Source organism: Streptomyces sp. CNT360 (assembly GCF_000424785.1).
The window spans coordinates 634,440-646,831 of sequence record NZ_AUKO01000001.1 but is presented as its reverse complement, the minus strand read 5'-3'; the positions used below and the strand labels follow the sequence as shown (position 1 = coordinate 646,831).

General features: G+C 68.3%; 10 protein-coding genes. 9 read left to right on the top strand and 1 reads right to left on the bottom strand.

Annotated elements, in window-relative coordinates; genetic code table 11:
* The first annotated feature begins 29 nt into the window (after positions 1 to 29).
* The 5 genes from H297_RS0102790 to H297_RS0102770 all read left to right on the top strand — a co-directional run bounded on the left by H297_RS0102790 (position 30) and on the right by H297_RS0102770 (position 5,739).
* Positions 30 to 1,679 (top strand): ABC transporter substrate-binding protein, encoded by a 1,650-nt coding sequence (locus H297_RS0102790; protein WP_027735810.1) that lies wholly within the window; start codon positions 30 to 32, stop codon positions 1,677 to 1,679.
* 6 nt (positions 1,680 to 1,685) lie between these two features.
* Complete coding sequence (locus H297_RS0102785; RefSeq protein WP_027735809.1) at positions 1,686 to 2,609, top strand: ABC transporter permease; 924 nt, start codon at positions 1,686 to 1,688, stop codon at positions 2,607 to 2,609.
* Positions 2,610 to 2,693: 84 nt separating this feature from the next.
* Complete coding sequence (locus tag H297_RS0102780; protein WP_051351430.1) at positions 2,694 to 3,623, top strand: ABC transporter permease; 930 nt, start codon at positions 2,694 to 2,696, stop codon at positions 3,621 to 3,623.
* A 6-nt stretch (positions 3,624 to 3,629) separates the two neighbouring features.
* Positions 3,630 to 4,610, top strand: a complete 981-nt coding sequence (locus H297_RS0102775; RefSeq protein ID WP_027735807.1) for an ABC transporter ATP-binding protein — start codon at positions 3,630 to 3,632, stop codon at positions 4,608 to 4,610.
* Entirely contained in the window at positions 4,600 to 5,739 is a 1,140-nt protein-coding gene (locus tag H297_RS0102770; protein WP_027735806.1) for a dipeptide ABC transporter ATP-binding protein, read from the top strand. The genes H297_RS0102775 and H297_RS0102770 overlap by 11 nt, the downstream gene beginning before the upstream one ends.
* Before the next feature lie 28 nt (positions 5,740 to 5,767).
* On the opposite strand, the gene H297_RS34110 is transcribed toward H297_RS0102770, so the two are convergent.
* A complete protein-coding gene (locus H297_RS34110) occupies positions 5,768 to 6,787 on the bottom strand; it encodes a hypothetical protein (protein ID WP_051351429.1) in 1,020 nt (339 codons plus the stop codon).
* Positions 6,788 to 7,274: 487 nt separating this feature from the next.
* Here H297_RS34110 and H297_RS0102760 point away from each other — a divergent pair, with 487 nt between their 5' ends.
* The 4 genes from H297_RS0102760 to H297_RS0102745 all read left to right on the top strand — a co-directional run bounded on the left by H297_RS0102760 (position 7,275) and on the right by H297_RS0102745 (position 12,385).
* The gene (locus H297_RS0102760) at positions 7,275 to 8,312 is read left to right on the top strand and encodes an ABC transporter permease (RefSeq protein WP_027735805.1); all 1,038 of its coding nucleotides are present in this window, start codon (positions 7,275 to 7,277) and stop codon (positions 8,310 to 8,312) included.
* Between the two features lie 95 nt (positions 8,313 to 8,407).
* The gene (locus H297_RS0102755; protein WP_027735804.1) at positions 8,408 to 10,201 is read left to right on the top strand and encodes an ABC transporter substrate-binding protein; all 1,794 of its coding nucleotides are present in this window, start codon (positions 8,408 to 8,410) and stop codon (positions 10,199 to 10,201) included.
* Between the two features lie 122 nt (positions 10,202 to 10,323).
* The gene (locus H297_RS0102750) at positions 10,324 to 11,301 is read left to right on the top strand and encodes an ABC transporter permease (RefSeq protein WP_027735803.1); all 978 of its coding nucleotides are present in this window, start codon (positions 10,324 to 10,326) and stop codon (positions 11,299 to 11,301) included.
* A gap of 13 nt (positions 11,302 to 11,314) precedes the next feature.
* Positions 11,315 to 12,385, top strand: a complete 1,071-nt coding sequence (locus tag H297_RS0102745) for an ABC transporter ATP-binding protein (RefSeq protein ID WP_027735802.1) — start codon at positions 11,315 to 11,317, stop codon at positions 12,383 to 12,385.
* The last annotated feature ends 7 nt before the right edge of the window (positions 12,386 to 12,392 follow it).

The following is a 12,392-nucleotide window of genomic DNA, read 5'->3' as shown; positions in this document are numbered from 1 at the left end:
CGGACCCACCGCGCACCCAGGAGGCACCCATGCGTGGAGCCACCCGCGTCACCATGACCAGGAGAGCGCTCGCCGCTGCCGGGGCGGTCGCCCTCACGGCCACTGCCTGCGGTGGCGGGTCCAGCGCCGGCGGCGCCGGTGGTGGGGCGCAGGACGGGGTGGTCCGCGCCTTCTGGACCGACCCGGAGCACCCGGTCGAGCCCGCGAACACCAACGAGGTGCAGGGCGGCAAGGTCCTCGACATGATCATGCGGGGGCTGAAGAAGTACGACCCGGCCACGGGTGAGGCCGAGAACGCCGTCGCCAAGTCGATCACCACAAACGACCAGCGCAACTTCACCATCAAGCTGAAGAAGGGCTGGAAGTTCTCCGACGGCACGCCCGTGACGGCGCAGTCGTTCGTGGACGCGTGGAACTACGGCGCGCTGGTGACCAACAAGCAGGTCAACTCCTACTTCTTCCAGTACATCGACGGCTACGACGACGTCCACCCGGAGAAGGGGAAACCCGCGGCGAAGAAGCTGTCCGGGCTGAAGGTGAAGAACGACCACGCCTTCACCGTGCGGCTCAACCAGAAGTTCTCCCTCTGGCCGCAGACGCTCGGATACAGCGCCTACGCGCCGCTGCCGAAATCCTTCTTCACCGACCACGACGGCTGGTTGAAGAAACCCGTCGGAAACGGCCCCTACAAGGTGGACTCCTACACCCGCGGCCAGTCGATGCAGCTGTCCCGCAACACCCACTACAAAGGTGCCGACAAGCCGCAGAACAAGGGCGTCGAACTGCGGGTCTACACCGACCAGAACACCGGCTACACCGACCTTCAGGCCGGCAACCTCGACGTCGTCGACGAGCTTCCGGCCGGGCAGCTCAAGAACGCCAAGCGGGACCTGAAGGGGCGCTACATCAACCAGCCCGCCGGTATCACCCAGGCGGTCTCCTTCCCGATGTACGACAAGAAGTGGCAGACCGACAAGGCGGCGCTGGTGCGGCGCGGGCTGTCCAAGGCGGTCAACCGGAAAGAGGTGACCGAGGAGATCTACCACGGCACCCGGGAGCCGGCCACGGACCTGACCTCGCCGGTGCTGAAGAAGGCCGGCGGCTACCGGCCCGGGTTGTGCGGCAGCGACTGCGAGTACGACCCCAAGGAGGCCAGGAAGCTCATCCAGCAGGGCGGCGGTCTGCCCGGCGGGAAGATCACGCTGACCTCGAACGTGGACACCGGCTCCCACCGGCAGTGGATGGAAGCCGTGTGCAACAGCATCAACCGCACCCTGGACAAGAACAACGCCTGCACCGTCAATCCGGTGCCGACGTTCAGCGAGTTCCGCTCAGACATCAGCGACAAGAAGATGACGGGCATGTTCCGTACGGGGTGGCAGATGGACTACCCGCTGATCCAGAACTTCATCCAGCCCATGTACTACACCGACGCCTCCTCCAACGACTCCGGCTTCTCCGACCCCCAGGTCGACAAGCTCATCGACAAGGCCAACGCGGCCTCCGGGCAGAAGCAGGCGGTCGGCCTCTTCCAGCAGGCGGAGCAGCAGATCCTGAAGAAGTTCCCGTCGATCCCGCTGTGGTACCAGAACGGCAACGCCGGATATTCCGAGCGGGTGAGCAACGTGAAACTCAATCCCTTCTCCGTGCCGGTCTTCACCGACATCAAGGTCAAGTGAGCCGGCGTGGGGCGCTACGTCATCCGACGACTGCTCCAGATGGTCCCGGTCTTCATCGGGACGACCTTTCTCATCTTCCTGATGGTCTACACCGTCGGGGACCCGGTGAACGCCATGTTCGGGGACCGGGCCCCCGACCCGGCGACGGCGGCCCAACTGCGCGCCCAGTTCAACCTCGACAAGCCCGTCTGGCAGCAGTACGGGCTCTACATGGGCAAGATCTTCACCGGTGACTTCGGGAACGCCTTCAACGGGCAACCGGTGACGGAGCTGATGCGGACCGCCTTTCCGCTCACCGTCCGGCTCGCGATCGTCGCCATCGTCTTCGAGATCGTCATCGGGCTCGTGCTCGGCGTGCTCACCGGCCTGCGGCGCGGCCGGCCCGTCGATTCCGGGGTGCTGATGCTGACGCTGCTCGTCATCTCCGTTCCGACGTTCGTGACCGGCACCGTCTTCCAGTACCTGCTCGGGGTCCGCTGGGGCCTGATCGCCCCCGCCGTCTCCCCGGCGGCGCCCGTGGGGGAGCTGCTGCTGCCCGGTCTGGTGCTCGCCCTGGTCTCGCTGGCCTACGTCACGCGGCTGACCCGCACGTCCATCGCGGAGAACGGCCGCGCCGACTACGTCAGGACCGCCGTCGCCAAAGGGCTGGCGCGCCGCCGGGTGACCGTGCGGCACCTGCTGCGCAACTCGCTGATCCCCGTGGTCACCTTCCTCGGCACCGACGTGGGCAACCTGATGGCGGGCGCGCTGGTGACCGAGCGGATCTTCAACATCCACGGCGTCGGCTTCCAACTGTGGCAGGGCATCGTCCGGCAGAACTCGCCGACCGTGGTCGGCTTCGTGACCGTCCTCGTCATCGTCTTCCTCCTCGCGAACCTGCTCGTCGACCTGTTGTACGCCGTGCTCGACCCGAGGATCCGCTATGCGTGACGCACCCCCGCGCCCCGACGCCGCCGGCCGCCGGAGGGCCGCACGGTGAGCGGGACGTCGGCATTCGAGGGGCCGCGCCAGGGTATGGAGGCGGTCGACGTCGCAGGCGGGGGCGCCGAGGGCGCCCAGTCGCCGACCCCACCGGGCGGTCCCTCCCGGGAGCGGAGCCGCAGCCTGTGGTCCGACGCCTGGCACGATCTGCGCCGCAACCCGGTCTTCCTGATCGCCGGCCTGCTCATCGCGTTCCTGGTGCTGATCTCCGTCTGGCCCAGCCTGATCGCCTCCCAGGACCCGCTCTCCTGCCGGCTCGGCCGCTCGCTGGAACCGTCCTCGGCCGGGCACTGGTTCGGCTTCGACACCCAGGGCTGCGACGTGTACACGCGGGTGGTGTACGGCGCCCGCACCTCGGTGACCGTCGGCGTCTGCGCCACGCTGGGGGTGGCCGTGGTGGGGAGCGTCCTCGGCGGGCTCGCCGGCTTCTTCGGCGGGATGGGGGACGCGCTCCTCTCCCGGCTGACCGACATCTTCTTCGGCATCCCGATGATCCTCGGCGGCCTGGTGTTCCTGTCCATGACCGGGAGCCGCTCGGTATGGACGGTGGTGTCGTTCATCGTGCTGCTCGGCTGGCCGCAGGTGGCCCGCATCGCGCGCGGCTCGGTGATCACGGTCAAGCAGAACGACTACGTCCTGGCGGCCCGCGCGCTGGGTGCGGGGAACGCGCGGATGATGGTGCGGCACATCCTGCCGAACGCGGTCGCCCCCGTGATCGTGACCGCGACCATCGCGCTGGGCACCTACATCTCGCTGGAGGCCACGCTCAGCTTCCTCGGCGTCGGGCTCCAGCCGCCCACCGTCTCCTGGGGAGCCGACATCTCGGCAGCGTCCCAGGGCATGCAGTTCCGCAACGCGCCGCACATCCTGCTGTACCCGGCCGCCGCGCTCAGCCTCACCGTGCTGGCCTTCATCATGCTCGGCGATGCGGTGCGCGACGCCCTCGACCCGAAGCTGAGGTGAGCACCCGTGGGCCTGCTCGAAGTGCGCGACCTCCAGGTGGAGTTCCACACCCGGGACGGGGTGGCCCAGGCCGTAGGCGGTGTCAGCTTCGCCGTCGAGGCGGGGGAGACCCTGGCCGTGCTCGGCGAGTCGGGGTCGGGCAAGTCGGTGACGGCGCAGGCGGTCATGGGCATCCTCGACACGCCACCGGGGCGGATCACCGGCGGTGAGGTCGTCTTCCAGGGGCAGGACCTGCTGACCCTGGGCCGCGAGGAACGGCGGCGGATCCGCGGCGCCAGGATGGCGATGATCTTCCAGGACGCGCTCTCCTCCCTCAACCCGGTGCTGACGGTGGGATACCAGCTCGCGGAGATGTTCCGCGTGCACCAGGGCGTCTCCCGCAAGGCGGCCAGGGCCAGGGCGGTGGAGCTGATGGAACGCGTCCGCATCCCGGCGGCGCGGCAGCGGGTGGGGGACTATCCGCACCAGTTCAGCGGCGGCATGCGGCAGCGCATCATGATCGCGATGGCGCTGGCGCTGGAGCCGGATCTGATCATCGCGGACGAGCCGACGACGGCGCTGGACGTCACGGTGCAGGCCCAGGTGATGGAGCTGCTGTCGGATCTGCAGCGGGAGTACGACATGGGGCTCATCCTGATCACCCATGACCTGGGCGTGGTGGCGGACGTGGCGGACAGGATCGCGGTGATGTACGCGGGCCGCATCGTGGAGACGGCCCCGGTCAAGGAGCTGTACAAGGCGCCGGCCCACCCGTACACCAAGGGCCTGCTCGACTCCATCCCCCGCCTCGACCAGAAGGGCGGGCAGCTCGACGTCATCCGGGGCATGCCGCCCAACCTGTTGCAGATCCCGCCGGGTTGCGCCTACAACCCGCGCTGCCCCATGGCGCGCGCCACCTGCCGCACCGACGAGCCGCCGCTGTACGAGGTCTCCGGCCGGCGGGCCAGCGCCTGCCACTTCTGGGAGGAGATGTGCGATGCACGGTGAGGGGTCGAGCCGCAAGGTGGCCAGGGAGGAGCTCATCCAGGCGCGCAAGCTGCTGGCCACCTCGCGCGCCGAGCGGGCGTTCGCGGCGGACGAGCCGATCCTCCAGGTGCGGGACCTGGTCAAGCACTTCCCGCTGACCCAGGGGGTCGTCCTCAAGCGGCAGGTGGGCGCGGTCAAGGCCGTCGACGGGGTCTCCTTCGACCTGCGGAAGGGGGAGACGCTGGGCATCGTCGGCGAGTCGGGCTGCGGCAAGTCGACCGTGGCCAAGCTCGTCACCCACCTGGAGCGGCCGACGTCGGGCAGCATCCACTACAAGGGCAACGACGTCACCCGGGCCTCGGGCCGTGCGTTGAAGGCGGTGCGGCGGAACATCCAGATGGTGTTCCAGGACCCGTACACGTCGTTGAATCCGCGGATGACGGTGGGCGACATCGTCGGGGAGCCCTTCGACATCCACCCGGAGGTGGCGCCGAAGGGGGACCGGCGGCGCAGGGTGCAGGAACTGCTGGACGTGGTGGGACTGGATCCGGAGTACGTGAACCGGTATCCGCACCAGTTCAGCGGGGGTCAGCGCCAGCGGATCGGGATCGCGCGTGGGCTGGCGCTGCGGCCGGAGATCATCGTGGCGGACGAGCCGGTCTCGGCGCTGGACGTCTCGGTGCAGGCGCAGGTCGTCAACCTGATGGAACGCCTCCAGGACGAGTTCGAGCTCTCCTACGTCTTCATCGCGCACGACCTGTCCATCGTGCGGCACATCTCCGACCGGATCGGGGTCATGTATCTCGGCAAGCTCGTCGAGATCGGTACGGAGACCGAGATCTACGAGCATCCGACGCACCCCTACACGCAGGCGCTGCTCTCGGCGGTGCCGGTGCCCGACCCGGAGGCGGAGGGTCGGCGGGAGCGGATCGTGCTGGAGGGCGACGTGCCCTCGCCGGCCAACCCGCCCTCCGGCTGCCACTTCCGCACCCGCTGCTGGAAGGCGGAGCCGCGCTGCGCTCAGGAGGAGCCGCCGCTCGCCGTCCCGGAGAACTACGCCGGGACCCGGCCCGAGGAACCCGTCCACCACCCGTCGGCCTGCCACTTCGCGGCCGAGCGCGCCGCGGTGGTACGGCCCGCGGAGGCGTGAGGGCCACCGGGGCGCGGGAGCGTGCGGGTCATCCGGCCTGCGGGGGCAATCCGTAGGGGACCGGGTCGGCCGCGGGGCAGGGCCCGGGTTGCGGGGTGTGCCGGCGGCCGTATGCCAGCGCCAGCAGCACGGCGGCGCCCGCCACGGTCTCGAAGATGTCGGTGAGCACGTGGAGCTGGTATTCGATGCCCAGGTCGCCGAAGCGCTCCAGCACCTCGCTCTTGATGTCGAAGGCGAGGGCGAACGCGCCGATCGCCAGCAGGGGCGCGGCCACGATCAGCCCGAGGGGACGGGCGAAGGGGGCGTCCGCCAGCGCCGTGACCCCGGCGACCAGGGAGAGAAGGACGACGGCCCACACGACCCAGCCGCTGGGGGAGTCCAGCAGCCGCAGGATGGAGCGCTCCCCGGTGAGGGTCCTCTCGTAGCGGTCCCAGCCGAACTGCTGCATCGTGCGTATCTCCCACGCGACGAGCACCGATGCGACGGCGCCCAGAGCGACGAAGGCGGCCACGGCGCCGCCCCGCGTGGGCCTGGCCGGCGGCGGCTGCGCGGTGGCGTGCTGCCGGGCGCCTTCACCGTGGCCGTCCGTGTCCTGGGCGGCCGAGGCGGGACGCCGCCCGACGCAGGCGGTGACGACCAGGACGGCGCCGGCGACGACGGTCCCGATGGTGCTGAAGAGCACCGAGCTGAGCAGGTCGTCGGGGACGCCCTGCATCCAGTCGGCGTTCAGGTTCCACAGTCCGGGAGCGCGCAGCACGATCGTGAGCACTCCGGTGCAGGTGAGTATCGCCGCGGACGAGGAGGAGCGGTATGCGGCGGAGGCGGCGACGGCGTACGTCAGCAGCAGCGTCGGCTCCAGGAAGGAGGTGACCCACACCCCGTCCTCGGCGCGGGCCGGCAGCCCGGCCCAGTTCCACCACACGTCGACGACGTCGTAGGCCTTGGTGAAGTCCCGGATGATCCAGCCGAGGCTGACCAGCGCGAGCGCGGACAGCAGCAGCGATCCGAAGATGCGCGCTCCGCGCGCGAGCGTCCTGTCCCGGCCCATGGCTCGGCCCCCCGTGTCGTGCGTGTCGCAACCTTGTGGACCTTCCCGTGTCTACTCGCGTGCCCCGTCCGGCAACAAGCGCGCGGCGTGGCCGTGCGCGGTGCGGTGGCGGGGCACGCGTGTTCGCACGATGTCCACCGTACGTGCCCGGGAGCGCCACGGGACCGCCCCCGTACGGACGTCAGGGACGCACCGTAGTTCGGAACGGTTGCTTCGGATATCGAGAAGAAGTCGGCCGTGTTGCGAGAGCATTAAGGAAATTCCTCACCTTTTTTGCTCCTATGTCTGCCTGCCTGTTGCGGTGTCAAGCACGTTGCGACCTCGATCTGCGCAACGTTCGCTCAAGAAAGCCCCCGGCCGCCGGGAGCCTCGTCAACACCCCTTGACTGGCAGGTAATTGGCTTGCGAAAGTCCGGCTCGACCCACCCGCATCACGCCCCAACGATTCGGGTTCCGGCGAGTCCTTGAGCGCGGGAGCACACACGCGATGACGAGTCCTTCCCAGGCCGCTGCGGTCGGAGCCGACACCCCTGGTCCCGACACGGAAGCGGGCCCGAGTTCTACGCGAGTTGCCCAGGACGGCGACCTCGCGGGCCGGTCGCCCGGCCGGCTCATGTGGATCCGCTTCAAGCGGGACCGCACGGGCGTGATCTCGGCGTGTGTCGTGCTCGCCTTCTTCCTGATCGCCGCGCTGGCGCCGGTGATCTCCTGGCTGTACGGCAAGGACCCCTACACCCGCTACGGCGAGCTCGATCCCACGCTGCTGAACGACAACTCCTACCCGGTGAAGCCCAACGGCGGCATCGACGGCGACTTCTGGTTCGGGCTGGAGCCGGGGCTCGGCCGGGACGTGTTCATGCAGCTGGTCTACGGGATCCGCACCTCGCTCTCGCTCGCCCTGGTGGTCACCCTCCTGTCGATGATCACCGCCATCGTCATCGGCGTCGCGGGCGGTTACTTCGGCGGGAAGGTCGACTACTTCCTGGGCCGGATCACCGACCTGATGATGTCCTTCCCCAACCAGCTGTTCTTCGTGGCCTTCACCCCGGTGGTCGGCGCCCTGCTCGTGGACCCGCAGGACGAGATGCCCACCTGGCTCCGCTCCTGCGTGATCATCTACGTGATGTGGCTGCTCGGCTGGATGACGCTGGCGCGACTGCTGCGCGGCCAGACCCTCTCCCTGCGGGAGCGGGAGTTCGTCGAGGCGGCACGGGTCGCGGGGACGCCGCCGGGCCGGATCGTCCGCAAGGAGCTGCTGCCGAACCTGGTCACGCCGATCCTGGTGCAGTCCACCTACATGCTGCCGAACAACGTCACCGCCATCGCGGGGCTCTCCTTCCTCGGCGTCGGGCTGATCGACCCCACCCCGGACTGGGGCCGGATGTTCGCGAAGGGCGCCGAGGTCTACCAGAGCGACATCACCTACATGTTCTTCCCGGGCGGCGCGATGGTGATCTTCATCCTCGCGTTCAACCTGCTCGGAGACTCGGTCAGGGACGCGTTCGACCCGAAGTCGGGCCGATGAGGGCCAGGCGCGACCGAGTGGTGGGGGGTGCTGCCACCCCGTACGGCATCAGTCAGGCAGCGACGGACAACCGACAGGCAGGTGCAGACACCACCATGAGCAGAGTGAGCATACGCACAGCGCGTGCGTCCCTCGCGGCACTGGCCGCCGGCGCGCTGTTCCTCACCGGCTGCAGCAGCGGCGGAGGCGGTGGGGACAGCGAGGACGCCAAGGCCAAGAAGCAGGGCGCCGACGTCTCCTACAGCTTCGCCGACGAGGCGGCCTCCAAGGGTCCGGCGCCCGAGGTGAAGGGCGGCCGCAAGGGCGGCACCCTCAAGGTCCTCCAGCGTGACAGCTACGCGCACCTGGACCCCGCCCAGATCTACGTCAGCGACGAGGGCTCCCTCGCCACGCTGATCCACCGCGGTCTGACCACCTACAAGCGCTCCAGCGGCGACAAGTACGACGTCGTCGGCGACCTGGCCACCGACAGCGGCAAGAAGTCGGACGGCGGCAAGACCTGGACCTACACGCTCAAGGACGGCATCAAGTTCGAGGACGGCTCCGCCATCACCTCGAAGGACGTGCGGCACTCCATCGAGCGGATGTTCGCCCCCTTCATCACCGAGGGTCCCACCTTCATCCAGCAGTGGCTGGCCGACACGGGCGGCACCGACTACCGCAAGCTGCTCAAGGACGGCCCCTTCAAGGGCAAGCACCTGCCGGACAGCGTCCTGGAGACGCCGGACGACAAGACGGTCATCTTCCACTTCAAGCAGCCGCAGGCAGAACTGCCCTACGCGCTTGCCATGCAGGGCTACTCCGTGGTGTCGGAGAAGAAGGACACCAAGGAGAAGTACGACAAGACCCCGCTGTGCACCGGCCCGTACAAGATCGCCTCGTTCAAGTCGGGCAAGAGCATGAAGCTCGTCCGCAACCCCGAGTGGGACCCCAAGACCGACCCGAAGCGGCACCAGTACCCGGACGCCTTCAACATCCAGTTCGGTGTCTCCTTCGAGGACTCCACCAAGCGGCTGATGTCCGACGCGGGTGAGAACCAGACGGCCACCAGCTTCACCAACAGCGTCGACGCCTCCAGCATGCAGAAGGTGCGCAGCGACCCGGGAATCAAGAAGCGCTCCCTCTCGGGCTACCAGTCGTACGTCAGCTACATGAACATCAACGTGGACCGGATCAAGGACAAGAAGGTCCGCCAGGCCATCGCCTACGCGATGCCCAACCAGTCGATCGTCTCCGCGTTCGGCGGCGCGGGCGGCGGCGAGATGGCCGGCAACTACGTCAGCCCGACGCTGGTGGGCCAGAAGCCGAGCGATCCGTTCGGCAAGCTGAAGAAGCCGCAGGGCGACGTGAAGAAGGCGGCCAAGCTCCTGAAGGAGTCCGGCAAGAAGGGCATGAAGCTCACCTTCGCCTTCCAGAACGCGCCCGAGTGGCAGCAGTTCTCCGTCGCCGCGACCCAGAACCTCCAGAAGGCCGGGTTCAACGTCCAGAAGAAGGACATCATCGCGGACACGTACTACGACCAGATCGGCAAGATCAAGAACAACTACGACATCTACCACAACTCGTGGGGTGCCGACTGGCCGAGCGGCTCGACCGTCGTTCCGAACCTGTTCGACGGCCGTCAGGTCCAGGACGGTGCGGCGAACTACTCGCACCACAAGAACCCCAAGTTCGAGAAGGAGATGGACCGGATTCGCAAGATGACGAACCCGGACCAGGCCGCCAAGGAGTGGATGAAGCTCGCGGACAAGATCCTCGTCGAGGACGTTCCCGCGGTGCCCATGCACTACTACAAGACGATCCAGCTCTCCGGGTCGAAGGTCGGCGGCGGCTACTTCGACGAACAGCTGCACGACATCCAGCCGACGTCGCTGTACGTCAAGAAGTGACGCCCTTGCGGCGCTGACCTCCGCCGCCCGGCCGGTCCGGCCGGGCGGCGGAGCCCAGGGCGCCATCCGCTGCCCCTCCCGCACGTCTCGATCCCGCTGTCGCACGAGAGCTGCTCTCCGTCATGCTGCGATTTCTTCTCCGCCGGTCGCTCGGCGCCCTGGTGATCCTGCTGATCATCAGCGCCGTCACCTTCTTCCTCTTCTACGCCGTCCCCCGGGACCCGGCGATGCTGGCCTGCGGCAAGAACTGCACGCCGGACGCGCTCGCGGTCATCCGCAAGAACATGGGGATCGACGAGCCGGTACCGGTCCAGTACTGGCATTTCATGATCGGCATCGTCGCCGGGCGTGACTTCGCCGCCGGCCCGTGCCCGGCGCCCTGTTTCGGCTACTCCTTCGCCAACCAGGACCCGGTCTGGCAGACCATCCTGGACCGGTTCCCCACCACCGTCTCGCTGACCGTCGGCGGCGCCGTGGTGTTCCTGTTCATCGGCCTGGGCGCCGGCATGATCGCCGCCTGGAAGAAGGGCACCCTGCTCGACAAGGTGTTCAGCTCCCTGTCGCTGGTGCTCTCTTCCATGCAGATCTACTTCATCGGTCCGCTCGTCCTGGCGCTGGTGGTCTACAACCTGCAACTGCTCGACCAGCCCCAGTACGTGCCGCTGACCGAGGATCCGGTCGGCTGGTTCACGGGGCTGTTGATCCCCTGGCTGGTCGTGCAGATCATCTTCACCGCGAACTACACCCGTCTGTCCCGCTCGTCGATGATCGAGCAGCTCCAGGAGGACCACGTCAAAGCCGCGCGGGCCAAGGGGATGTCGGGGAAGTACGTCTTCTTCCGCTACGCCTGGCGGGGCTCGCTCATCCCCATCGTCACCATCTTCGGCGTGGACCTGGGCTCCCTGTTCGGCGGCGCGATGATCACCGAGTGGACGTTCTCGCTCCCGGGCCTGGGCACGCTCGCGGTCAACTCCGTGAAGAACACCGACCTGCCCATGGTGATGGGCGTGATGCTCTTCGCGGCGACCTTCATCATCCTGTTCAACATCATCGTGGACGCCGCCTACGCGTTCATCGACCCGCGCGTGCGGCTGTCCTAGGAGAAGTACGGCCATGACCACCCTGACCAAGGAAGCGGACGTCCCCGCCCCCCGCGACGCGGACGACGCGGACGCCTTCCTCTCGGTGCGCGACCTGTACGTGCACTTCGACACCGAGGACGGCACCGTCAAGGCCGTCGACGGGCTCTCCTTCGACGTCGAGCGCGGTCGCACCCTCGGCATCGTCGGCGAGTCCGGCTCCGGCAAGTCCGTCACCAACCTGTCGATCCTCGGGCTGCACAACCCGCGCACGACCGACGTCTCGGGCAAGATCCTGCTGGACGGCCAGGAGCTGACCGGCGCCCGCGAGCGGACGCTGGAGTCGCTGCGCGGCAACAAGATGGCGATGATCTTCCAGGACGCGCTGACCGCGCTGTCGCCGTACTACACGATCGGGCGGCAGATCGCCGAGCCGTACCGCAAGCACATGGGGGTCTCCCGGCGCGAGGCGCACCTGCGGGCCGTCGAGATGCTCGACAAGGTGGGCATCCCGAACGCGAAGACGCGGGTGAACGACTACCCGCACCAGTTCTCCGGCGGCATGCGGCAGCGCGCGATGATCGCCATGGCGCTGGTGTGCGACCCGGACCTGCTGATCGCCGACGAGCCCACCACCGCCCTCGACGTGACCGTCCAGGCGCAGATCCTCGACCTGCTCAAGGACCTCCAGCAGGAGTTCGGCTCCGCGATCGTCTTCATCACCCACGACCTCGGCGTCATCGCCAACGTCGCCGACGACATCCTGGTGATGTACGGCGGGCGGGCCGTGGAGCGGGGCAGTGTCGAGGAGGTGCTGCGCAGCCCTCAACATCCCTACACCTGGGGCCTGCTGACCTCCATGCCGCGGCTGACCGGCGACGTGAACGAGGAGCTCTCGCCGATCCACGGCACTCCGCCCAGTCTGCTGGCCCCGCCGCCGGGCTGCCCCTTCCATCCGCGCTGCGCCTTCCAGGACGAGGTCGGCGGCGCGTCCTGCACCGCCGACCGGCCGACGCTGCCGCACGGGCGCGGCGCCGCCTGCCACCTGACGGCGGAGCAGAAGCGCACGTTCTTCATCGAGCAGATCAAGCCCAGGCTGAGCTAGGACAGGC